This is a genomic window from Paenibacillus sp. J45TS6, assembly GCF_018403285.1.
In the GTDB taxonomy this organism is placed as follows: Bacteria; Bacillota; Bacilli; order Paenibacillales; family Paenibacillaceae; genus Paenibacillus.
Window position 1 is genome coordinate 67,290 of record NZ_BOSJ01000018.1, and the last position, 24,689, is coordinate 91,978.

A 24,689-nucleotide genomic window follows, 5' to 3' on the forward strand; every position below is an offset into this window, starting at 1 on the left:
ACGTATTTCCTGACAAGTAAATAAGTACCCGGGTTGGAGTGATGGAGAAACCTAATCGGATCAAGAGAGAGCCTGTAACTGGCTGTTCTTGGTCTGATCGAGGTTTCTTTTTGTTATATCAGGTAGCTGGGCTTAGGTTCATGATGTTCATTCTAAGGAGGATACAAAGGATGAGAAGAGGAAAGAGACGGAATTTATTAACACTGGTACTAGGAATGAGCGTTTTACTTGCTGCTTGCGGTACGGATTCAGGAGGAAGCAATGCAACAAGTGCTGCAGGTGCTGCCTCTGGGAACAGCGGAAATACGGAAGAGAAGATACAGATTAAATACTGGTATGCCTATGGAGAAAAGATTGAAGAGGCAAAACAAGAATTAGTAAAACGTTTTAATGAATCTCAGGACAGAATCGAAGTCGTTGCTGAGTATCAAGGCAACTATGATGATTTACATGCCAAAGTACAAGCTGCATTTGCTGCAAACAATGCGCCTGCCGTATCAGATCTAGAGATTTCCTCAACAGGGACCTTTGCCAGGTACGGAATGATCACTGACCTTACTGCTTTAGCAGAGCAGGATAAAGAAAAACTGCAAATTGACGATTTCAACCCAGGACTGATGGGGAATGCCTATGTGGATGGCAAGCTATACGGGTTGCCGTTTATGCGCAGTACACCGATTATGTACATGAATGTCAGCATTCTAGAAGAGGCCGGGCTTGATCCCGCTGGACCGAAGACATGGGACGAATTCGAAGAGTACGGCAAAGTGCTGAAAGCAAAAGGGAAAACAGCAATGACAATGCCTACAGATATCTGGTTCTACGAGGGACTTGTAGCACAGTCTGGTGGTCAGGTATTAGCGGATGATGGGAAGTCTGCTTTATTTAACTCTCCTGAAGGTGTTGCTCCTGTAGAGTTCTGGAAGAAATTAGCCGGCGAAGGAATCATTAAAATTCCAGTGGGAGATGAAGCCGGAGCAACGGCGGAAAAAGACTGGGCTAACCAGACATCTGCGTTTCGATTTGGTTCAACCGCAGGAGTTGCCGGTGCTATTGAAATCTCACAAGGAAATAACTTTGAATTTAACACGGCCTTTATGCCGGCGAATAAATCATATGGAGTTCCTACAGGCGGTTGTCAGCTCGTGATTACATCAAAACTTAGTGAAGAAGAAACAGCGGCAGCTTGGGAATTCCTTACCTTCATGACAACGGCTGAGAGTACAACGTATCAAAGCAAACACACGGGATATTTACCTACGCGAATCTCAGCACTTGAAAGTGAAGAGTTACAGTCGCTCTATAAGGAATACCCGCAATATAAAGTAGCTGTAGATCAGCTGGCTTATGCCAGACCTCGTCCGATGGAGACGGCATATCCTGAAGTTGCGAAAATCGTAAAGAATGCCATTGAGAAAACATTACTTGATCCCAAAGTCTCTGCCCAGGATGCGATGAACGAAGCCAATGAGAAAGCAAATACACTGTTAAGTAAATAAAAGGAGTGGAGAAGATGGGCCAAATTGAGCTAAAAGGAATCAGCAAGTTTTTTAAGCAGGAAGAGGTAATCAAGGACCTTGACCTTACGATAAAAGATGGTTCATTTACGGTGCTTGTCGGTCCATCTGGCTGTGGTAAATCAACAACGCTCCGCATGATTGCGGGGCTTGATGACCAGTCCAGCGGAGATATTTTTATTGATGGCAAGCGAGTGAATGGAGTTCCCCCGGGAATGCGTGATGTGGCGATGGTTTTCCAAAACTACGCACTCTATCCGACGATGAATGTCCATGACAATATTGAATTTGGACTGATTAACCGGAAGATACCGAAGAAGGAACGCGATACGCTGATTGCTGATATCTCCGAAATTGTAGGCCTCAGCGATTATATGAAAAAGAAGCCGGAGATGCTCTCCGGCGGACAGCGCCAGCGTGTAGCTCTTGCTCGCGCTATGGTTAAGAAACCCGAGGTCTTTATTCTCGATGAGCCGCTCAGTAACCTGGATGCGAAGCTCCGCCATCAGATGCGGGCAGAGCTTATTCAGCTGCATAAAAGGCTGGGGACGACATTTGTGTATGTAACCCATGATCAGGTAGAGGCCATGTCTATGGGCGATGAGATTGTCATTATGAATAAAGGAGTCATTCAGCAAGCGGCTTCCCCAATTGAACTGTATCACAATCCAGCAAACATGTTTGCTGCTCAGTTTATTGGAACACCTGCGATGAACATTCTTCCCTATAAAGGGATCCATTTTCCCTCTTTATCGGCAAAAAGCAAGGAAGAGATTCGCCATTTCGGATTTCGTCCTGAGCACGCGCAGCTGCATACCGGGCATGAGTTAAAAGGAGAGGGCCTTAGAATCAGTGGAGAAATCATGACCAGGGAAAGCCTCGGGGCAGAGAGTATATACCAGATCCAGTCGAGCTTCGGTATGTTTTCCGTTAAGACTTTCCTTGCTCCTCTTATTATGAATAACATGGTTACCGTTACCGTTCCATATGAGCAGTTGTACTATTTTGACTCTAGGGGACTTAGGGTAAGACAAGCAGAATATAGAGCCGCTGGAAGTGAAAATGGAACGACGAAATCTCTTGAACTCATTTCGGTGAGCGGAGGAGGCTAGAGGCATGATGAGTTCGACATCAAGCATATGGCATAAGCTTAGACCCTATGGAATGGTAACGCCGGCACTAGCCGTTTTTGGTGTATTCTTCATTTATCCTATTTTTTATATGATGTATCTCAGTGTATTTGACTGGAATTTTGTCAGCCCTACAAAGGATTATGTCGGTTTGCAAAATTTTTCGGCATTATTGTCGGATGCTGAGTTTCGTCAGGTCATACTAAATACGACAATATACACCGTTTCTACCGTGCTTCTCACCCTTAGTATTTCTTTACTGCTGGCTCTTTGGTTAAATCGTTCCGGAGCGTTCTATGGATTTGTCCAAGGGGCCATATTCAGTCCGCATATTATTTCTTTGGTATCCATTTCACTGCTATGGAGCTGGCTGATGGACCCAGAGTATGGGCTATTGAACTGGGTTATCGGCCTTTTGGGATTTGGACCATTAGAGTGGTTATCTCATCCGGATACTTCCCTCATGTCACTCATTCTGGTTGCTGTGTGGAAAGGGATCGGATTTAACACCCTTGTCTTTATTGCCGGATTGCAAAGCATTCCGCAAAGTATATATGAAGCGGCTGCACTGGATCGTTCCAAACCATGGCGTACGTTTATGCGTTTAACGCTGCCCATGTTATCTCCAACGCTGTTTTTCCTAGCGATTATGAGTATGATTGGTTCCTTTCAGGTGTTTGAGACGATTGCCATTATGACGCAGGGCGGGCCGGTGAATTCCACAAACACCTTGGTCTATTACATCTATCAATATGGTTTCCGTTTCTTTAAGATTGGCTATGCTTCAGCGGCTGGGGTAATCTTGCTTGTGATTGTCGGGATCCTAACCCTTATCTATTTCCGTCTATTATCCAAAAAGGTGCATTATCGGTAAAAGGGAGAGGAGGCTACTTATGAATGTACTTGAACCAGCAGCAAGAGCAGAACGCGCATCCCGAGGCAAAGTGAAAGAGGAAGTAAGCAGCATGAAGGTGATAAACCGTCTCCTGAAAGTTGTTAACGTAATGTTAATGGGGGTGCTTGTTCTTATCTTTGCTTTACCCTTTGTTTGGATGGTGTCCACATCACTTAAAACACTGCCGGAAACGATGATCTTTCCGCCCGAGTGGATTCCAGAAACCCCGCAGTGGCAAAACTTTATTCAAGCCTGGAACTCGGGACCGTTTCTTCACTATTTTATGAACAGCGTGATGATCTCCGCAGGCATTCTGCTGCTGCAGATGCTTACAATTATTCCCGCTGCCTATGCATTTGCGAGGTTTGAGTTTAAGGGATCGGGTATTCTGTTTGGACTTGTCATGGTAACACTGATGATTCCTTCTCAGTTAATCTTCTTGCCCGTGTATCTTGAACTTAGTTCCTGGAATCTGCTTAACACGCATCTTGGGCTGATTCTACCCTTTGCATCCAGTGCATTTGGTATCTTTCTTTTGCGCCAATCGTTCAAGCAAGTACCGAATGAACTGATCGAGGCAGCTCGCTTAGATAAAGCAAAAGAGTGGAAGATTATGCTGAAGCTCATGATTCCTATGGCTCGTCCTGCACTTATTACCTTCGGATTGTTCAGTTTTATTAGTCACTGGAATGATTATTTCTGGCCGCTGGTGATGACTACGAACGAAACGGCGCGGACCCTTCCGCTCGGGATAGCCAAGATTCGAGAAACAGAAGGATTGACCACCTGGAATGTTCTTATGGCAGGCAATTTGATACTTGTTGTCCCAATTCTAATTATTTTCTTCTTTGCACAGCGCTCCATTATTAAAGCATTCGTATATAATGGTGTGAAATAAGGACATATGTATATGAAGACAAGCTGTTTTCAAGTGACTAGAACCTATGGTTAAATGGTATCCGGAGGTGATTTTTATCCTGAACCCGGGTAAGAAAAAACGCAATCCTAAGTTTGTTATAGCGGAGGCAGTTGTTACCGCCCTCGCCCTAATTTTATTGATTATTTCGCTAGTGAATTCGGGTATCTCTCTAGGTTGGTTTTTCCTCAGTATGTCTGTGGTCTATGCCATTCGGTATTGGGAGCTTCGATCGTGGATTCAGGTGCTTTCCATCGTGATTTTGGCATTAGGTGCCGTAAGTTTGTTTATGTTGGGACAATAAGTGAGCAACAAAGAAGAAAAAAAGAGACAGAAAAAAGAGACGAAAAAGCCCTTTTAAAGGGCTTTTTTTATTTATTTCATTTAATTTCCTTTTAGGTTAGTTTAAAATAAATAATGATCTTGTATACATATCGTATCGGAGGTAGCGTGTAAATGAGAAAATTCCTAAAAGTGTTGTTGGTAACTATGGTTTTTGTTTCCATATCATTTGGGGTAATGGGTGAGATCCATGCGGAAGGCGCAAAGAAGTATAAGAACTGTACTGAGCTGAACAAAGTGTATAAAGGCGGAGTCGCCAAGTCTTCTTCCATTAAAAATAAGGGAGGCAAAACGAAATATAAACCGCATGTTTCTGCATCGCTGTATGAAGCTAATAAATCAAAAGATCGGGATAAGGATGGGATTGCTTGCGAGAAATAGGAGAATAGGGGGTAGAATCCATAACAAAAGCCGATATTCGCTCCTTATCAAAAGAGTGGACATCGGCTGATCAAGTAAAAAATAATATAGGATAGGGGGCTAGAATTCAAAATGGGACAGGAATGAGGGTAGAGCAATGTCTAATTTCCTGAAAAGGAATACTGACAATACCTTGTGTATGTTTTAGACGAAGCTTCTTATAAGGAAGCTGAAGGCTTACGACCCCAGAATAGACAGATCCATCGATTAAAGAAAGATGTACAGAATAACCTTTTTGCTCAGCAATTTGTAGTTCTTTCATCATAGAAATTCCTCCGTTCGCTTTTGATTAGTTCATAATAACTATGTCGGTAGCAGGAAGAAAAAAGTGAAGACATATTTTTGTAATCGCTTTCTTTAAATATAAATGAATTTCCTGAGCGAAAACAAGGTGTAAATAGTCCTGTTTATTATTTTATATACTTATAGAATACCCATTTGGACAAAAGAATTAACATATTTGTGAAAAACCTTATATACAAAAATCAATTTCATAATTCATTAAAACGATAAATTTGTAACTATATATAGACAAATAGAACCATTTTGATCTATATATAATCTTGATTAAAGCAACTGAAGGTATTATGAAATTGATTTAAAAAAGAACCATTTTAGCGGAGAAAACTGCACTAAAAATACAAAAAAACCGTCATCCTTAGAGGATGACGGTTGAGCATATTCAGCTTCACATCAGATTTATTAAGCTTTGGAAGTCTTCGCATATTCTTCACAGATGATGCGGTGATCTTCACTGCCTTCCGTAAATCCAGTAACAGAGGATACAGCAGCTTCGATGCCATTTTTGGCAATTTGCTCTTGTAACTCTTTGGATTGCGGATCTTGCGGGTTATCATAATGGAATGCAGCTGCAATACCTTTCAGAAGAGCATCATGTCCAAGTCCATATTGAATCGCCATATTAGCAGGACCTACTAGACGATCAGCAGGACCGAGCTTACGAAGCGGTTCACGACCTACACGAATAACTTCATCGCGAATATATGGGTTTTTAAAGCGTTTTTCGATCTTATCAATGTATTTATAGTGTTCTTCTTTATCAAAACCATGTTTCTTGATCAGTGCATCGCCGCTTTCTTCCATTGCCTGACGTACCACTGCGCGAATCTCATCATTATTGATTGCTTCTTCAATGGTTTCCATACCAGCCAGGTAACCAAGGTAAGCAGTAATCGCATGACCTGTGTTCAATGTGAACAGTTTACGCTGAACATAAGCAAGCAGGTTATCTGTCAGTTTCATGCCTGGAATTTGAGGTACTTCTCCTTTGAGGGAAGGCTCTTCTACGATCCATTCGTAGAAAGACTCAACACCGACATCAAGCATGTTCTCACCTTGGTAAGGAGGAACGATCCGGTCTACTGAACAGTTAGCAAAACCTACATTCTTCTCAGCATATGCTTTACCTGCCTCGGACAAGTGAGTGTACACCTGTTCTTCTAGGTGTTTGCTTCCGCCGACCATGTTCTCACAAGCGATGATATTCAGAACACCTCTGCCTGCTTCTCTGCGAGCTTCAATACCTTTAGCAATCGTAGAAGCAATAATTTTCAGAACATTCGGACCTACTGCAGTCGTTACGATGTCAGCCTCAGCCACTTCGTTTACGATATCTGGACCATTTGAGAGTACACCAGAAACATTCGTGATGGTTTCTTGTCTTTGCTCCAGATCAAGAATATGGATTTGGTAGCTTTTTTTCTCGTTCAGTTCATTAATCATTTCTTCATTAATATCTGCAAATACGACATGGTAAGAAGCTTGGGAGAGAAGGGCGCCGATAAAGCCGCGCCCGATATTTCCTGCTCCAAATTGAATTGCTTTTTTCATATGAAAAACCCGCTTTCGTTTTAAAGATTTGGTATTCTTTATTCTCCGAAAATGCTGTAGATTTCATTAGGATCTTTGGATTGTGCCAGTCTGGTTACAGTAGATTCATCTTCAATGGCTTCTGCAATTTTCGTAAGAATCTGTAAGTGTTCTCTGCCAGCTCCGGCGATCCCGATTACGAGATATGCACGGCCGCCTTCGAATTCAACACCTTCTGGATATTGATGAACAACGATACCGCTTGTTTTAATTTCTTTTTTCGCATCGCCAACTCCGTGAGGAATCGCTACACCGTTACCGATGTAAGTCGTTGCTACCCCTTCGCGTTCAATCATGGCATCCACATAATGTGGTTTTACATATCCTGCTGCAACAAGGGATTCACCTGCACGGCGGATCGCATCTTCCTTACTTACGGATGGAAGCTGGAGTACAATGTTTTCTTTACGTAGTACGTCGCCGCCTTTTGTTTCTTCCGAAGTTTCTTTCACTTCTTCAGGAACGGCTTTTTCTACTGCACCCGATACATCTTCTTTTGCGTTTTCAGGTACAGGAGATGCACTTTGTTCATGTTTTGCTTTTAAGTCGGCAATTAACTTGTCATAAATCGGATTATTTACAAAGTTATCAATCGAGACGTGAATTGCATTCGGAGCTTTTCCTTTTGCTCGTGGAGTCAGATTCTGCTGTGTAACAACAAGATCTGCATCACCTGGAATATTCTCAATTGCTGTGTTTGTTACGTCAATCGGCAGGCCAGCTGCTTTTACTTTTTTACGGAAAGAAGTAGCGCCCATCGCACTTGAACCCATACCAGCATCACATGCAAAGATGATTTTCTTGATTTCTGCTTTGTCATTCAAGTTTGCTGCAGGAGCATCAGTGATCCCTTTGCTGCTCTTTTTCATACCTGCTACTGCTTCTTTTGCTTTTTCTAGGTCTTGTTCATCTGCAGAAGATCTGCGCAAGAATAAAGAAGAGAGCAAGAAAGATACAACAACAGATACGAGAACACCAGCAAGAATAGGAAGATAAGAACCTTTTGCTGACATCGCCAAGATCGCAATGATACTTCCTGGAGAAGATGCAGCAATGAGACCTGCATCAAGCATGTTAAATGTGAATACACCAGCCATACCAGACACGATGACAGATACAAACATAATTGGTTTCATCAAGACATATGGGAAGTAAACCTCATGAATACCACCAAAGAAATGAATGATTGCTGCGCCCGGTGCGGATCCTTTAATGGAACCTTTTCCGAAGAAGCAGTAAGCAAGCAGTACACCAAGACCTGGCCCTGGGTTTGCTTCAAGCAAGAACATGATGGATTGACCCGTGGTTTCTGCTTGTTGAATACCAATTGGACTTAGAATTCCATGGTTAATTGCATTGTTCAAGAACAAGATTTTTGCTGGCTCGATAAAGATGGATACAAGCGGGAGAATTCCCCAAGTCAGCATCGCATCTACACCAGAAGCCAACAGGTTAGTGAATGTGGCTACAACAGGTCCAATACCGTAAAGTCCTGCAATAGCGAGAAGCATACCGATAATACCGGCAGAGAAGTTGTTAACAAGCATTTCAAAACCAGAAGGTGTTTTGCTTCCAACATATTTATCAAACTGCTTGATTACCCATCCGCCGAGCGGACCCATGATCATGGCACCGATAAACATCGGAATATCTGCTCCGACAATAACCCCCATTGCGGCAATGGCACCTAGTACCCCGCCTCGATGATCGTGAACGGCTTTACCGCCGCTATATGCAATCAGCAGTGGAAGAAGGTATTTAATCATTGGATCCACAAGGGATGCCAGTGTAGCATTCGGGAAATAACCTGCCTCAATAAAGAGAGCAGTCAGAAGCCCCCAGGCAATAAAGGCACCGATATTCGGCATAACCATTGCACTTAGAAAGCGGCCAAATTTCTGAGTTGCTTGTTTGATGTTGCCCGTTTTTTTAGGGACAGATTCGCTAGTAGCTTCCAGCGTACTCATATTTGTTCTACCTCCATTGTGTATTGTTCCATCTTTCGTAAATATAGATCTTTCAAAATACCTTGAATTTCTTTCGTTAAGGCAGCTTGGCGAGCTACACTTAGACGAATAGCAAAGCCAGGACGGTCTATCAGGGATTTGCTGACTTCGCTTGCCGCTTCCAGATACGTACGTTCGCTTTGTTTTGGAGCTAATAAAATGATGGCAGAATAGAGATTTGCATCATTTTCTGTGCCATAGGTCAGTGGTTCCTTAAAGCGAATAATACCAAGAGCTAAACGATGAATAACGGTCGATCTGCAGTGTAGTAGAAAGATTCCCTCCGTAGAAAGAATCGTTTCCCCAAGTCGTTCCCTATCATGAAGTTCGCGGCTGAGCGTTGAAGCTTCTTCCTCCTCGGTCGTAAATTGCCTAGCAATCTTATCGATCAGCTCATTAACCGTTCTAGATTCCACTAGATCTTCAATGACCAGATTATTCATAAGATCTTGAATACCTTGAATCAGATTCTTCTGCTTTTCCAGCGTATCTGGTAAATAAGCGGGTGCTTCATTTGAAGCAGGCTGAAGTTCTGGTAAAGGTTCAAGATGTTCAAGAGCAGTTCTTACGTTTTTCATATCCGCTTCTCCAAGGAGAGGTGATACTCTGACTACTTGTCTCTTGCTTGTAAGATCTACGGTGGAGATGACAAGATCGACTTGTTCATCAAGCTCACTGATCTCTGCAGCAGAGATGGCATCGACAACTTGAAGAGAAGGGAATTCTTTTCTAACTCTGGTTTGGAGAAGACTTGAGGTGCCCATTCCGCTTGCACATACGATTAAGACACGAACAGGTCGTTCTCTGTACTTCACTCCTGCATATTCTGACATCGCTCCGATGTGTAGGGCGATGTAACCGATTTCTGCTTCTGGGACAGGCTTTTCTAGATAATCTTCTAGGACTTTGGCGCACTTTTTGGCTACCTTATAAGTGGTAGCGTATTGCTCCTTAATCTGAGAGAGCAAAGGGTTACGAATATCGAGGCCAAGCCGTAATCGCTCAATAGCAGGACCAAGATGACTAATAAAACCATAGAAAAGCTTGCTGTTACTTTTTAATTCAAAACCTGTTTCCGCTTCCGCTTCTTTAAGAATTTTTCGAGCCAGGCGAACGAGCTCAAAACTGACATTCTCATAGGCTGCTTCTGATTCGGCTTCGGTTTGAATTCTTGTCTCAGCACCCTTTAGGTGCATAGTAATATAGCCAACTTCATCTTCGGGAATCGTTAGACCGAGGACTTCCTCTAAGCGTTTTACAAGCATCTGAGCTGCATTGAAATCAGGATGCAATCGCAGTTCGCTAAGCACGCTTGGGGGAATAATAATACGCTGTCCCTTTTTGATTCTCTCGATCGCAAGAGCAAGGTGGACGGCAAGCCCAATAAAGGCGCTGTCTGTCAGCTTCATCCCGGTTCTTTCTTCGAGTTCTGTCAAATACTTCTCAATAATCACAATCGTGCTATCTTCTACAAGATTCAGAAGCCGACTTCGAATATGATATTGAATTCGTCCTAACGTTTGGCCGCTTTCATTGAGCGGGTCACGAACCAGACGAATGAGTTCATATTCATCCACACTCTCATGAAGCAGATGAATGAGTGCAGCCCGATAATCCTTTTCTGTGCCTTCCACGTAAATACCATATCCCGGTTTACGCATTAACTTAATATGAAAGGCTTCCAGCCAGCCTTCGATGAGATCCAGATCGTGGCTGAGTGTACCTTCCGTTACTTTAAATTTTGAAGCGAAGGTGAAAAGTTTGATCGGTTCAGAACTCAGTAAAAGCTCACTAATAATAAAATAGCGGCGTTCATCTCGGGAATAACTGGCGGGTGCTTTAAAGGTTTCGATCGCGTCACGAACGGACTCAAAAGCAGAAGGTTCTCCTTCAAGCATAAGACCAGCCCCGGGTTTACGGTTTAGCGTAAGAGCGTAATCGCTGAGCCATTTTTCCATAGCGGACAGCTCGCGTTTAATCGTTTTTTCACTAACATCCAATTCATCTGACAGCTCACGTACGGTTACAAAGCGGCCTGGCGTTGCAAGAAGAAACCGGGTCATTTGAACTGTTCTTTCACTGGGTTTCTTCATGAATCCACGCTCCTTGTAAAAAGTATACGAAAAACAAACTGGCCAGAATTAAGAAAACGATATCAACTTGCAGCTTGAAATTTATAAGGTTTTTTACTGGAGTCAATAAAAATTGTAATCAAAGCCCTTGACAAATTCAAAGGAAAGATACTGGGGTTTGACCCCTACAACATAGGGACATATTTAAAAAGGACAAAGGTAGTGTTCGTTAATGGAGAAAACGTTATTCAGAATTTCTGAAAAGAGTAAAGAGAGTAAAAACCATTGATTATTAAAAAAGGATTTACTTTCAATAATATATTGTGTACAATTGAATTGTTAGTGATTTTATTGAGTTGAAATTAATTAAGATGAATTGAAACAAGAGATGAATCGAAACAAGAATACATGAGTAATCCAAAGGAGAATAAAACGATGAAAACATTATATGAAACAACCGTGATCAACACAGGTGGACGCCAAGGGTTTGTACAATCTCCAGATAATACATTCCTGCTGGAAGTTGCAGCCCCGCCTGAACTTGGAGGAAAAGAAACGACAGCGACCAACCCGGAACAATTGTTTGCTGCGGGATATAGTGCTTGCTTTAACTCTGCGTTGGAGTTTCAATTGAAGAAGAATCAAGTAAAGATTGAGAAGAGTACAGTAACAGCGACGGTGATGTTAAAAGCAGATCCTGAGGATAACGGAGTTAAACTAGAAGTCGAACTGAACGTTCGTATCGATGGACTGGATGAGGAAACAGCACAGAAGTATGTGAAACTAGCTCATGATTACTGCCCTTATTCTAAAGCCATTAAAGGAAATGTAAATGTTACAGTAGGTCTGGAATAAGCCGACTATTTAAATAGAAGAAACTGGTTAGAAGTAATACGTGATTTCAATAAAAAAGACTGCAGGCAAACTAGTTTAAGCTAGTGTGTCTACAGTCTGATTTGGATACCAAAGCGGTATCCATTTTTTTAATTGAAATTAGAATCGTGATCCTTACGTATTCCATTTTTCCTGTTCTTTTTTCTTTTCCATGTCCTGACGCCATTTCTCGTCTCGATCGAGAGCCTCTTTCACATAATCCCGCGGCGGAATTTTAGAATTAATGTTAAGCAGCAAGAAAATAATAATGATTAAGAGTAAAAGTATCAAAAATACCATGTTTGCGCCTCCTTCATATATGTTCTATCCATTGAGTGAACGATAATTCTGTGTTATAGTAGCGTTTTATTTTTAAGGCAAATATGTGGTAATTTTTGATAGTTGACCTTAATCATACCATTTTTATGTTGTTTACGAAGGGATATGTTTTAAAATGGGGAGAAAAGAAAAGAATAAAGGAATGATTTTTGCCTTCTTTTGTGCGATTCTCTTATTGTTTCAACTTGAAACCGCAGAAGCACAAGAAGTGACGAATACCAAGGTACAAATGGCAACTCTTAGTACGTTATCTGCTAAGGTGGAGCGGGTAAACAACCCTGATGAGGGAAAGGGATTGCCATTATCAAAGGAAATAGAAGAGCGATTAAGAAGAGATTACGGTCTTGAACCGCCAGAGCCAGTAAAGCCGAAATTTACAAGTGACTGGGGCATAATCTATGGTGATATTATGATGAGTTCTGGCAAACCTGCTCTTCAGCTGGGACCGAATGCCTCAAGAGATCTGGCTAAGCTATTTACGTACATAATAACGATCGCTAATCTATAACTAGGATTACAATGTAAAATTCCTCTGTCATTCCATCAAGGTTATTACTTTGTTAGATGATCAGGGGGATTTTTTCTATGTCACTAAAGATTCTTTGTTTTCTAACTTAGGGTACCGATTACACTATAAAAAGCTGGCCATCATGCCGCCAAGCACAGACAGTACAATAGAACTAACAATTTTGTAGATTAGATAGAACAAGATAAGGTTAGCAATGATTAGCGCATAGGTGACATCTACTGTCTGGTGGTTCGTCTGCAAAACTGGATATGTAAAAACACTTATATTTACGGCTACAAAAGCAATGAGAAACGCAATCCCCATTAAAACCAGGGATAGGTTTGTAAGATGCACCATAAACAGGAGATTCGCTAGCAGAATTGATGCTACAGAAGGAATAAGCAGGGTTCCATATCCCGCTGCGACCTGCTTAAAGTCCGCTTTTGTTCGGTATAGCTTTGTCATACCGTAAACAATGGCTAAGCCAACAAGCAGTGTAATTCCTGTAAACAGTAAGGGCTTCATAAACCCGCTCATAAAGCTGGTGCCATATCCAAAGCTGACTCTGTTCAGCACAAGCATGGAGAAGAGGGCAGTAAGAATCGAAATCAAGCTCATTGTAATATAGCTGTGTAGTGCATGTGCCGGTTGTACATTTCGCATCGTCTGGTAAGGTCTTAGCAGTGCTTTTACAAAAAAGGAAAGATACTGTCTGCTTACTTCTGCAGCTTGCTGAACCCGTTCGTTTTGCCCAAGTGATTGCAGGGGATTGGCTTTGGCTCTTCCTTCAGCTGCAACTTGACCTCCTTTTATTACGGAATCTCTGTATCCATCCTGAGTGGAGAACCTTGCTTCTTCATTGCTGTCTATGTGTGACGGATTCGTAATCCTTCTTCTACTGGCGGCACCGCATTCTGCGCAGTAGGCACCTTGTCCGTTTTCATAACCACAATTCTCACATCTCATTCAATAACCTCCTATAAAATGGTTACGCCCGAGTATCCTTCTATCAGTCTACCGAACTAGAGCGATCGACTACCTCGGACAGAGGTTATATCGGATAGAAAGGTAAAATATATAATATTTTATTAATTTGAATCAATTTTATAATACCTTTCGTTGCTTTAATCAGAAGTATATATAGATCAAAATGGTTATGAAATTGATTCAAATTTATATAAATAGATGTATAGGTTTCAGACATAAAATCGCAAGTTTTTGCAAATAGACAGCGTATTAGAACATGCCATTAAGACCATCATCCGAGTATACTTATAGAATAAATCCCAAATATACCTGCTCTATGTCGAACAGATTGCTGTATAAGATTATTCTTGTTCAACATCGATGCAAAAAATCAGCGGAGGTACTCCTTATGCCCGATATGCTTGTGAAACTATATGACTTGCCTGAAGTAGAACCACTAAGAAGTTATGAACAGCGTACAGGGGTTACGATCCGCCGTGCGATCGCACCAGAGAAGCACGTTGTTGCTGACTGGGTGGGAAAGCATTTTGGAAAGGGATGGGTAAGTGAAGCGGAAGTTGCTTTTGCCAGGTCGCCTATTACCTGTCTTGTCGCGGTAGAGAACGGTAAGATGCTTGGATTTGCTTGTTATGACGCTACGGTTAAAGGTTTTTTTGGTCCTACCGGAGTGGATGAGAAAGAGCGTGGACGCGGAATTGGAAAAATGCTGCTGCTGTATGCGCTGGATTATATGAAGCAGGAAGGCTACGGATATGCGATTATTGGAGGAGCAGGGCCGACCCAATTTTATGAAAAAAAAACGGGTGCTACCGTGATTGAAGGTTCTGTTCCTGGAATGTATAAAGGGATGCTCTCGTAAGAGTGAATTGAAATACAACCATTTATTGTATGGTTAAAGTATAGTTAAGAATATCATGATCCCTTATTATTGCTGAGATGATATGATCTTAGCGAAGATAAGGGTTTTTCGTATTGACATCCATTTTTTCCATATATTATAATTATACCGAACAGTCGGTTTAGGGAAAGGAGACGGTTTTCATCGAGGTCAAGCGCAGAAAAGATGCAACTCAAATTAAAAAAGATATCGCTCATCAGATCAAGGATCTATTTTCACAAAAGGGATACAATGCTGCGTCAATGGAAGAGGTTTGTCGAGTTACAGGCCGAAGTAAGGGCAGCATCTATTATCATTTTAAGAGCAAAGAAGAGATGTTTATGTATCTCATCAAGCTGAATAATGAGGAATGGATGGAAGCCTGGATGGCGAAGGAAGCGGCATATGTGACCACCCGGGAAAAACTTTTTGCTCTCGCAGATCACTATGTAGATGATATGAACAATCCTCTGACTCATGCGGTTAATGAATTCATGTCCAGCCAAGTTGTTACAGAGGATATGCTAAATGATATGTTGGAGGTGACACGGCTTCCTTATAAGGCATATGAACAGTTGATTATACGAGGTATGGAGCGCGGGGAACTGAAGAAAGACAGTTCGAGTGACATCATGTATGTCCTTAATGGACTAATAAACGGAATGAGTACGCTTTATTTCGAGAAAGACTTAGAAGAGATACGGCGTCTATACAAAAAAGGAATAGAAATATTATTGACCGGAATAGAAGCACCTACCGAATAGGTGACAAAAGAGAACTGATGGGAAAGATCAGTTTTTCTTTTCTACATTAATGGACCGAACAGTCGGTCTAAAAACGTGTGCAAAAGGAGAGGGAAAATGAATCAACTGCTGCGCAACAAGTCATTTTTAATCGTAACGGGTTCTGATTTATTGCAAAATCTCGCAATTTGGATACGGAATATGGCGATCTTGTATTTTATTGTAGAACGTACAGGGGGAGACCCCTTCGCTGTTTCGCTCATTACGGTTTTAGAATATGTCCCCATTTTCGTTTTTTCTTTCATTGGCGGGGGATTTGCAGATCGCTGGAATCCTAAAAAAACGATGATATGGGGTGATGTATTAAGCACACTTTCCATCGTTCTGATTCTTGCCTTGTTCTGGGCCGGGTACTGGCAGGTGCTGTATGCAGCAACTTTTGTATCTGCCATCGTGAGCCAGTTCTCCCAGCCATCCTCCGCTAAAATCTTTAAACGGAACGTTCCTGAAGAGCACGTTCAGACCGCGATTGCACTCACACAAAGCCTTCATTCACTGTTTATTATTGTGGGTCCTCTGCTTGGGACATTCATCTATACCACTCTTGGACTGCAAGCCTCCCTCTATATCTTACTCTTCTTATTTATCTCGTCCGCTGTATTGCTTACTTTTTTGCCGTCAACTACTGTGGAAAGAGAAAAACAGAACTCTTTATACGAAGATCTGCTGGAAGGGTGGCGCTTCATATTAAGAACGCCTTCTCTAAAATGGCTTGCCGTAGTGTTCGCCATTGTAGGTCTCGCAGAAGGATTGGTCAGTCCCTTACAGATCTTTATCGTTACGGATAGATTAGAACTCGATGCGACTTATGTTTCCTATCTTTCGGGAATATCAGGTCTCGGACTGCTTATAGGAAGCGGAATGGCCGCCTTTATAGGTCAAAAAATAAATCAAACGTTTCTTCTTGTTGCAGGAATATGTGTGATGGCACTTACAACCATAGGTGAAGCTTTATCTACTGCGTTTGCTTTGACTCTTACGATCAGCTTTTTTGGTGCTATCAGTTTAGCTTTTATCAATGTCGTCATCTCGACGTTTATGGTTGCACAGGTTGAAGAAAACATGATTGGCCGAGTAGGTGGAACCATTATGCCGTTATTTATGGGAGCCATTCTGATTGGATCTTCGGTTACAGGTCTTCTCATGAATGCAACATCTTTACTTACGGTATACCTGATTTCAGCAGCTATCATTTGCGTAAGTGTGCTCCCAGGTTTGTTGATTCGATTTAAGAACCCAGCGGTTAGAGACGAGGAATTAGAGTCCCCATAAAGCTAGATCTGCTGGAGGTATGGTAAGAGTGGGACCGATAAAGTTATTTTCCTGGGCAAAAAAGTAAGCCAAGAAATCTAATTGTTAGCACCTGGTACTAACAAATGTTATAATGGTCCTAATACCTACTTGACCCTAAGGAGACGATGAGCGTGAATTACGAGCAATGGATTGCACCGGAACAATATAATATGACATCAGAAATGGAACATCATCCGGCTGAAAACGTTGCACTCAAGTGCTTGGATGAGCATGAACATGAAGAGGAAGTAACTTATGGGGATTTGCTTAAAAAAGCAAACCAAATTGCAGGCGGCCTTGCAGATCTTGGTCTAACAAAAGGTGACAAGGTACTTGTTATGGTACCTAGAAATGTAATTGCATACGCAATATATATCGCTTGTTTGAAACTTGGCCTTGTTATTATTCCTTCTTCTGAGATGCTGAGAGCCAAAGACCTTTCTTATCGGCTTGTACATTCGAAAGCTCGCGCTGTCATTGTATGGTCCAGTGTGACGGATGAAGTTGATAAGATGGAAGAAACGATCCCTTCTTTGGCATACCGAATTGCTGTATCTGCTGAACCAGGAGAAGAAAAAGCGGGATACCGTATGCTGAATCAACTGATGGAAGGCCAGCCAGAGGTACGCGAAGCGGTGGATACACACCGGGATGATATCGCAATTCTGACGTACACCTCAGGTACAACGGGCAATCCTAAGGGAGTTGTTCATACTCACGGCTGGGGTTACGCTCATCTTCGCATTACTTCGTCTTGGCTTGATATCAAATCCCAAGATATGGTGTGGGCTACGGCAGCCCCTGGATGGCAAAAATGGATTTGGAGTCCGTTCCTTTCTGTACTCGGAAATGGAGCAACGGGATTTGTATACAGTGGTTCGTTTGAACCGAAACGTTATTTACGGTTCTTGCAAGATTACAAAATAAATGTGCTTTGCTGTACACCTACCGAATATCGACTGATGGCAAAACTTGATGGACTCGGTCAGTATGATTTATCCAGCTTGCGCAGCGCAGTGTCAGCCGGTGAGCCGCTGAACCTCGAAGTGATTAGCAGCTTCCAGCGCCATTTTGATATTACGATTCGGGATGGCTATGGACAGACGGAAAGTACGCTCTTGATCGGTAACCTGAAAGATATGCCTTTCCGTAAAGGTTCGATGGGCATGTCCATGTCTCCAGGACTTGTTCAGGTAGTCGATGATGAAGGACAGCTGGTTCCTCCTGGAGAAGTAGGGAACATTGCCGTTCATAGAGAAATGCCAGCCCTCTTTAGTGCCTATTATTTAGATGAGAATCGGAAGCAACAGAGTATAAAAGGGGAGTATTTCCTGACAGGAGACCGCGCAAGCATCGATGAAGAAGGGTACTTCTGGTTTGAAGGCCGCGGCGATGATATTATCATCAGCTCTGGTTATACGATTGGACCGTTTGAAGTGGAAGAAGCGCTGATGAAGCATCCTGCGGTAAAAGAGTGTGCTGCCGTAGCAAGTCCGGACGAGACACGCGGACATATCGTGAAGGCTTTTATTGTGCTGCAAGAAGGAGTAGAAGAATCGGATTCTCTGGTCAAAGAGCTTCAGCACCATGTAAAACAAATGACAGCACCTTATAAATATCCGCGTAAGATTGAATTTATTAGTGAGCTACCTAAAACAAATTCAGGCAAGATTCGCCGGATTGAACTTCGTATGTTAGAGAAACAAAGAGCAAATCAGGCATGATATATAAAAAAGAGGGATTTCGATTCCGAATTATAATGGAACGGAATGACCTTTATTATAGCTTAAAGGCTGCTTAGATAATCCCGGCAGTTTAGACCGTAGGCAAACTAGCTTAATCTAGTTTTGCCTACGGTTTTTTTTATTTTGGTAAGACCGAAAAGACCGAAATGAATTGAACGTATCTGAATTTCCTGATTTTATATAGTTTAATTTTCCTGGAGTGAAGAATGAGGTGGATGTATACGCTATAATATGGATATTAGTGTATGATTTGGGGTAAAACCGGAGTAGAGACATACAGAGATCAATAATATATGCTTCAAACGTCGGAGGAATGAATATGGCCCTAGTGTTTACTTATTTACGGAAATACCGGGTAGCCGCAATCGCTGCACTCTTTATGCTGCTGCTCGAGCTTATGGTAGAACTGATTCAACCTTATCTCATTCAGAAGATTATTGATGATGGAATTCAGCAGGAGAACCTAACCGTTGTATGGACATGGGGCGGATTCTTGCTAGGTAGTGCGGTAATCGCCTTTGTAGCAGGGATTTCGAGTTCTTTTTATGCAGCGCATGCCAGTCAGGGGTTTGGGTCAGATCTTAGGGAAGCTTTGTATGAAAAAGTACAGGCGTTTTCTTACGCGGTTTTTAACCGTTTTGCTACGTCTTCACTTATTATTCGGCTCACTGGAGACATTACACAAATTCAGGACACGGTATTTATGAGCTTGCGTTTCGCAACAAGGTTACCGCTGGTTGTCATCGGCAGTGTCATTATGGCACTGATCGTCAATGTGAGATTGGGATTGTTTCTAGCTGTCACGGTGCCTATCCTGCTCATTTTTATTTTCTTCATTATGAAAAAGGTATCTGTTCTCTTTAGGAATGTACAGAATCGGCTGGATGAAGTGAACGGAGTAGCGCAGGAAAACCTCATTGGTATACGGCTTATTCGTGTGTTTGTGCGTATGGGTCATGAGGTAGAACGATTTGGCCGTTCGATACATAAGTTAATGACTTCAACGATGTCAGCTCAGCGTCTCGCAGAGACAACCATGCCTTTTATTATGCTTCTCATGAACGCAAGTGTTCTGTTTATCTTATGGTTTGGACGCAAAGAGATTGTAGCAACGGGCAGTGCTTCCCTTGGGGAAGTCGTTGCCGTGATCAACTATGCCGTTCGTACAATGGGGGCATTATCGATGCTGTCATGGATCGTAGCAACCTTCTCCCGGGCAAATGCTTCCGTAAACCGGATTCAGGAAGTGCTGCTGATGGATTCGGATGTGTACGATACCAAGGAGAGTTCAATTTCTTCTAGTAAGGCAACATTACAAGGAACCATTGAGTATAGAGGCGTTCATTTCCATTATCCAGAAGGGGAGATGAATGTCCTAAGTGATATTACATTTCAGGCAAAGCCTGGTGAACGGATTGCTATTATGGGTGCAACGGGATCGGGAAAAACTTCGCTGGTTCAGCTGCTTCTCAGGTTATATGAGCCAAATGAGGGGACAATTACGATTCAGGGTCAGAATATTCAAGAGATACCGGTGGAACAACTTCGAGACGCGATTGGTTACGTACCGCAAGAAGCGGTCCTATTTACCGGTTCCGTACGTGACAATATCGCTTGGGGCAATCAGAGTGCAAGTCTTGAGGAAATGGAAGAGGCCGCTCGCAAAGCACAAATCCATGATACGATCCTCTCCTTGCCAAATGGCTACGACACCATGCTTGGACAGCGGGGTGTCAACCTGTCAGGTGGACAAAAACAGCGTCTATCTATTGCTAGAGCACTCGTTCGTCATCCGCAAATTTTGATTCTCGATGATAGTACAAGTGCGCTTGATGTGAAGACGGAAGCTGCCCTTTTACATGAGCTTAATGAATTATCCTGTACGACGTTTATTATTACGCAAAAAATATCATCTACTTTATCTGCAGATCTCATTTTACTGCTCGATGAAGGAAGACTGATCGCGAGCGGTACACATGAACAGCTGCTTATAGAATCATCTCTATATCGCCGGATCTATGAATCCCAATACGGACAGGAGGCGCAGCATGCTTAAACAACTAGCCGAACCATTTCGCCAGGAACGTTCCGAGGCACTGAAGGATACGAATCAGCTTGGACAGGGAACCCGAAAAAAAGCAGTCAAAGCGAAAAATTGGTCTTGGACGCTGCGCCGAATATGGGATTACCTCGCAAAAAGAAGGCTCAAGCTGATTTTGGTGCTCATTATGGTCGTTCTTACTTCTGCCTTAGCATTACTTGGACCGTACCTCATTGGTACTGCGGTAGATACGTATCTCGAAGGAGAGGGAGATAGTACATGGGTGTATTTTTTAGTGGCGCTCGGCGGTGTCTATCTTCTTCATCCACTCTTTGCTTTCTTGCAGAACATTTGGATGATTGAAGTTGCGCAGGAAACAGTATACCGGATGCGTCATGATTTATTTGAACATCTTCATAGACTGCCTATTCCTTTCTTCGGTAAACGTCAGCAAGGCGAGATTATGAGCAGACTTACGAACGATATTGAAAATGTCAGTGCAACCTTGAATGGGTCCATTATTCAGATTACATCCAGCATTTTGACACTCGCAGGGGTCGTTATTGTCATGCTGACACTGAGTCCGCTGCTCACGTTGCTTACTTTTACCGTCGTTCCTTTGATGGCCCTTGGTATGCGCTGGATTACGAAACGAACCGGTCCTTTGTTTAAGGAGCGTCAGCGTAATTTGGGAGAACTGAACGGATATATTGAGGAAACCTTGTCCGGACAGCGAATTATTAAAGCTTTTTCTCAGGAGGAACGAGTTCTTACTGCATTTAAAGAGCGAAATGATCGAATTCGTCTATCTGGTTTTTGGGCACAGACGATCTCGGGATTTATCCCCAAGCTGATGAATGGGCTGAACAATCTTAGTTTTGCCATTATTGCAGGAATTGGCGGGATTATGGCGATCTCGGGTTCAATTAGTGTCGGCGTCATTATTATTTTTGCTGAGTACGCGCGGCAGTTTACAAGACCGCTGAATGATCTGGCAAACCAGTGGAATACGATCTTATCAGCGATTGCAGGGGCGGAGCGAGTCTTTGAAATTATGGACGAAGACCCTGAGGTAATAGATGAAGCTGGAGCTAAGAAACTCGATCATGTAGAAGGTGCAGTGAAGTTTGAACATGTCTCCTTTGGCTATGAAGAAAAGGGAGCTACTCTTCAGGATATTTCTTTTGAAGCTAAACCAGGGGAAATGATTGCGCTTGTTGGGCCTACGGGGGCAGGTAAAACCACGCTGATTCAGTTGATTTCGAGGTTTTATAGTCCAGATCAAGGAACGATCACCGTAGATGGTCAGGATGTAACGACCATACAGCGGAAGAGTCTGCGCTCTCATATGGCATTTGTACTGCAAGATTCATTCCTTTTTGAGGGGACCATTCGTGAAAATATCCGCTACGGTCGCCTAAATGCTAGCGATGAAGAAGTAGAGCAAGCGGCAAAAATGGCTAATGCTCATTCTTTTATCACTAGACTGAAGAAGGGTTATGACCAAGTACTTCATGCGGATGGGAGCGGGATCAGTCAGGGTCAAAAGCAGCTGCTCGCTATTGCCCGGGCAATGCTCGCGAATCCTGCTATGCTTGTTCTCGATGAAGCGACCAGCAGTATTGATACGGTAACGGAGATTAAGATTCAAGAAGGATTGCAGCGCCTGATGCAGGGCCGAACGAGCTTTGTTATTGCTCACCGGCTGAATACTATTCGCCAAGCTGACAAGATCCTTGTGATGCAACATGGGAAACTGATTGAGCAAGGGTCGCATGAGGAGTTGCTGGGGGCGAACGGATTTTATAGTGAGTTGTATCATGGGCAGCTGAAAAAGAACGTGGTGTAAAGGAGTAGAGATTACTGTTGCTTATGAAGGTGGAAGGGGAACGGTGCTCTGTGATTAGCGTAAGTAGAAGGGGGAACGGTGTTCACGAGCTCTGTCTCTGCGGAAGTGGAGGAGGAACGGCGGTGTTCATGAGCTCCGTGATTAGCGTAAGTAGAAGGGGAAACGGTGTTCACGAGCTCTGTGCTCCACTTGTTTTGTCTGGACGAAGTATTGCTTCGAAGTAGGAGGTCCAGCCAAAGCCAAAAGTCACTCAGACCTCGAGACCACCTTATTTCCTGAGTTACGCCCTTTGGAATCAGCAAAGTAGAGAAGGAAATACAGCTCCCCCTGATACGGGGGTGGGCAGGGGACAACGTTGCTTCTTTAAGGTGAGCAACGTGTCCAATGAAGGATGATTACTGGTGCGCGGAAGGAAGTACGGTGTTCATGAGATCTGTCTCAGCGAAAGTGGAGGAGGAACGGCGGTGTTCATGAGCTCCGTGATTAGCGTAAGTAGAAGGAGAAACGATGTTCACGAGCTCTGTGCTCCGCTTGTTTTGACTGGACGAAGTATTGCTTCGAAGTAGGAGGTCCAGCCAAAGCCAAAAGTCGCTCAGATTTCGAGATCACCTAATTCCCTGGAGTCACGCTTTTGGAATCAGCAAAGTAGAGTAATGAAAAACAGCTTCCCCTGATACGGGGAGTGGGCAAGTGGAGAATGTTGCTTCTCTTATAGAGGCAACATTGTCTATTTAAAGGTGATTACTGGTGCAAGGATCATGAATAAGTCCGTGTTGAGCGAAGGTGGAAAGGTAAACTTTGTTAAGGAGTTCTGGTGTTCAGCGAAGGAGATAGGAGAGAAGTGTACTTCTATTCAACGAATAGATAAGTTAGAGCGAGGGGGTCATCGTAATAAAAGCCTGTACTACTATTAGCCTAGTACTCTTTTTATTTCTTGCATTAGTAGCCTGTGGGAGTGAACGAAGCCCCGAGTTACCTACACCCGATCAGGTAATACGAGATGCTGAGATATCAGCCTCCAATATTTTATTAGGGGATACAACGGAGAAAGATGAAAAAACCGCTTTAACCCCTCTAGTTTTTGATGATTGGGAAGTGAAGTTTACAGAGGGAAAAGAAGAACTGAAGGCCGAGATCACAGCCATTGTAGGCGATGAACTGTGGGTTTCAGATATGAAAAAAACAATTACACTTCATTACGGGTTGAATGAATCCACACAGTGGGAAGTTCAAGGAGTAGATGTAAATGATCCCGTCATTCGTGTAATACCACGTAGTCAACAAGCAGCAGGATCTTTCTGAGTTTTTCCAGGCGGTTTAGTATTACATTAAACGTGTTGAATAAAACAATGAGGCAGCCGATACAATCATCGACTGCTTTTTCATTTTTCAAAATAGAAGGAGGTTCACTATAGGGAGTTTACTATATTCGTAGTTGAAGATGATAATGCGTTATTTGAAGTGCTCAAAACAGGGCTGGAATCTTGGGGGTTTCATGTGACGAGACCGAGGATTTTGAAGAGGTCAAGCATTCGTTTCTTGATCAGCAACCTCATCTTGTTATCATGGACATCACGCTCCCTAAATTCGATAGCTTTCATTGGTGCAGAGAAATTTGCTCCTATGAACTTTAATAACGCGATCGATGACAAAATAATTCCGCGTGTTGTACGGCACCTCGATGAGCGCAAGATTACTTATATATAGAAGAAATAGATTGTGATGATTGACTTGTATACTGCATTATCAGCATCTCAAAAATGGAGTTAATTTTTTCGAAAAAAGTACTTGCATAATTAATATCAGCATGGTATATTCTAATTCCGGCCAAGAAGTTAGCCAGTAAGCAACACACTGAATAACAAGCCTCATAAATGAAGTTAAAAAACTTCGAAAAAAAGCTTGCATTTCTGAACCGGACATGATATTATATAAAAGTTGCTGACGACGAAAGTTGTTAGCGAGATTGATCTTTGAAAACTGAACAACGAGGAGTTTTACGTAAGTGAAACTCGTGAGTGAATCAATACAAATTCAATTTGTTGGTCATAACAAATTGAATAGAGAACTTTTAAGTTCTCGTCAGCATTTTCTAAATGAGCTTATCGCTCTTTTCAATAACTTTATTGGAGAGTTTGATCCTGGCTCAGGACGAACGCTGGCGGCGTGCCTAATACATGCAAGTC

The 24,689-nt window shown here is 42.7% G+C and carries 22 protein-coding genes and 1 rRNA gene; 17 read left to right on the plus strand and 6 right to left on the minus strand.

Annotated elements, in window-relative coordinates; genetic code table 11:
* Positions 1-170: 170 nt before the first annotated feature.
* From KJS58_RS20575 to KJS58_RS20600, 6 genes are all read left to right on the plus strand, one after another.
* Positions 171-1,499, plus strand: coding sequence for an ABC transporter substrate-binding protein (locus KJS58_RS20575; RefSeq protein WP_213535336.1), 1,329 nt, complete (start codon positions 171-173; stop codon positions 1,497-1,499).
* A 14-nt stretch (positions 1,500-1,513) separates the two neighbouring features.
* On the plus strand, positions 1,514-2,629 hold the full coding sequence (locus tag KJS58_RS20580) for an ABC transporter ATP-binding protein (RefSeq protein ID WP_213535338.1): 1,116 nt from the start codon (positions 1,514-1,516) through the stop codon (positions 2,627-2,629).
* A 4-nt stretch (positions 2,630-2,633) separates the two neighbouring features.
* Positions 2,634-3,521: a carbohydrate ABC transporter permease gene (locus KJS58_RS20585; RefSeq protein WP_249717714.1), complete on the plus strand. Its 888-nt coding sequence runs from the start codon at positions 2,634-2,636 to the stop codon at positions 3,519-3,521.
* A 91-nt stretch (positions 3,522-3,612) separates the two neighbouring features.
* Positions 3,613-4,440, plus strand: coding sequence for a carbohydrate ABC transporter permease (locus KJS58_RS20590; RefSeq protein WP_213535374.1), 828 nt, complete (start codon positions 3,613-3,615; stop codon positions 4,438-4,440).
* A 252-nt stretch (positions 4,441-4,692) separates the two neighbouring features.
* Positions 4,693-4,857 carry a hypothetical protein gene (locus tag KJS58_RS20595; protein WP_213535339.1) on the plus strand — a complete coding sequence of 55 codons (165 nt, stop codon included), beginning with the start codon at positions 4,693-4,695 and terminating at the stop codon, positions 4,855-4,857.
* Between the two features lie 57 nt (positions 4,858-4,914).
* A complete protein-coding gene (locus KJS58_RS20600; RefSeq protein ID WP_213535341.1) occupies positions 4,915-5,181 on the plus strand; it encodes an excalibur calcium-binding domain-containing protein in 267 nt (88 codons plus the stop codon).
* A 106-nt stretch (positions 5,182-5,287) separates the two neighbouring features.
* Here KJS58_RS20600 and KJS58_RS20605 read toward each other — a convergent pair whose 3' ends face one another.
* The 4 genes from KJS58_RS20605 to KJS58_RS20620 form a co-directional block, all read right to left on the minus strand.
* Positions 5,288-5,485 carry a hypothetical protein gene (locus tag KJS58_RS20605; protein WP_213535342.1) on the minus strand — a complete coding sequence of 66 codons (198 nt, stop codon included), beginning with the start codon at positions 5,483-5,485 and terminating at the stop codon, positions 5,288-5,290.
* 437 nt (positions 5,486-5,922) lie between these two features.
* A complete protein-coding gene (locus tag KJS58_RS20610; protein ID WP_213535343.1) occupies positions 5,923-7,071 on the minus strand; it encodes a mannitol-1-phosphate 5-dehydrogenase in 1,149 nt (382 codons plus the stop codon).
* A 38-nt stretch (positions 7,072-7,109) separates the two neighbouring features.
* A complete protein-coding gene (locus tag KJS58_RS20615; RefSeq protein WP_213535344.1) occupies positions 7,110-9,077 on the minus strand; it encodes a PTS mannitol transporter subunit IICBA in 1,968 nt (655 codons plus the stop codon).
* Complete coding sequence (locus KJS58_RS20620) at positions 9,074-11,209, minus strand: BglG family transcription antiterminator (RefSeq protein WP_213535346.1); 2,136 nt, start codon at positions 11,207-11,209, stop codon at positions 9,074-9,076. Before KJS58_RS20620 ends, KJS58_RS20615 begins: the two co-directional genes overlap by 4 nt.
* Positions 11,210-11,623: 414 nt before the next feature.
* Here KJS58_RS20620 and KJS58_RS20625 point away from each other — a divergent pair, with 414 nt between their 5' ends.
* Positions 11,624-12,043: an organic hydroperoxide resistance protein gene (locus KJS58_RS20625; RefSeq protein ID WP_191803041.1), complete on the plus strand. Its 420-nt coding sequence runs from the start codon at positions 11,624-11,626 to the stop codon at positions 12,041-12,043.
* A 153-nt stretch (positions 12,044-12,196) separates the two neighbouring features.
* Here the strand turns inward: KJS58_RS20625 and KJS58_RS20630 are convergent, their stop codons facing one another.
* On the minus strand, positions 12,197-12,361 hold the full coding sequence (locus KJS58_RS20630) for a hypothetical protein (RefSeq protein WP_213535347.1): 165 nt from the start codon (positions 12,359-12,361) through the stop codon (positions 12,197-12,199).
* A gap of 154 nt (positions 12,362-12,515) precedes the next feature.
* Between KJS58_RS20630 and KJS58_RS20635 the strand changes: the two genes are divergently transcribed.
* Positions 12,516-12,908 (plus strand): hypothetical protein, encoded by a 393-nt coding sequence (locus KJS58_RS20635; protein WP_213535348.1) that lies wholly within the window; start codon positions 12,516-12,518, stop codon positions 12,906-12,908.
* 123 nt (positions 12,909-13,031) lie between these two features.
* On the opposite strand, the gene KJS58_RS20640 is transcribed toward KJS58_RS20635, so the two are convergent.
* Positions 13,032-13,874: a hypothetical protein gene (locus tag KJS58_RS20640; protein ID WP_213535349.1), complete on the minus strand. Its 843-nt coding sequence runs from the start codon at positions 13,872-13,874 to the stop codon at positions 13,032-13,034.
* A gap of 409 nt (positions 13,875-14,283) precedes the next feature.
* Between KJS58_RS20640 and KJS58_RS20645 the strand changes: the two genes are divergently transcribed.
* The 9 genes from KJS58_RS20645 to KJS58_RS20685 all read left to right on the plus strand — a co-directional run.
* Entirely contained in the window at positions 14,284-14,754 is a 471-nt protein-coding gene (locus KJS58_RS20645) for a GNAT family N-acetyltransferase (protein WP_213535350.1), read from the plus strand.
* Positions 14,755-14,993: 239 nt separating this feature from the next.
* Complete coding sequence (locus KJS58_RS20650) at positions 14,994-15,536, plus strand: TetR/AcrR family transcriptional regulator (RefSeq protein ID WP_283771314.1); 543 nt, start codon at positions 14,994-14,996, stop codon at positions 15,534-15,536.
* 96 nt (positions 15,537-15,632) lie between these two features.
* On the plus strand, positions 15,633-16,847 hold the full coding sequence (locus tag KJS58_RS20655; protein WP_213535352.1) for an MFS transporter: 1,215 nt from the start codon (positions 15,633-15,635) through the stop codon (positions 16,845-16,847).
* A 191-nt stretch (positions 16,848-17,038) separates the two neighbouring features.
* A complete protein-coding gene (locus tag KJS58_RS20660; protein WP_249717720.1) occupies positions 17,039-18,592 on the plus strand; it encodes an acetate--CoA ligase in 1,554 nt (517 codons plus the stop codon).
* Positions 18,593-18,932: 340 nt separating this feature from the next.
* Positions 18,933-20,669, plus strand: a complete 1,737-nt coding sequence (locus KJS58_RS20665; protein ID WP_213535356.1) for an ABC transporter ATP-binding protein — start codon at positions 18,933-18,935, stop codon at positions 20,667-20,669.
* Entirely contained in the window at positions 20,662-22,503 is a 1,842-nt protein-coding gene (locus KJS58_RS20670) for an ABC transporter ATP-binding protein (protein ID WP_213535357.1), read from the plus strand. The genes KJS58_RS20665 and KJS58_RS20670 overlap by 8 nt, the downstream gene beginning before the upstream one ends.
* Positions 22,504-22,904: 401 nt before the next feature.
* Positions 22,905-23,069, plus strand: a complete 165-nt coding sequence (locus KJS58_RS20675; RefSeq protein ID WP_213535358.1) for a hypothetical protein — start codon at positions 22,905-22,907, stop codon at positions 23,067-23,069.
* A gap of 529 nt (positions 23,070-23,598) precedes the next feature.
* Entirely contained in the window at positions 23,599-23,805 is a 207-nt protein-coding gene (locus tag KJS58_RS20680; RefSeq protein ID WP_213535359.1) for a hypothetical protein, read from the plus strand.
* 821 nt (positions 23,806-24,626) lie between these two features.
* Positions 24,627-24,689, plus strand: a 16S ribosomal RNA gene (locus KJS58_RS20685); the annotation flags it as partial.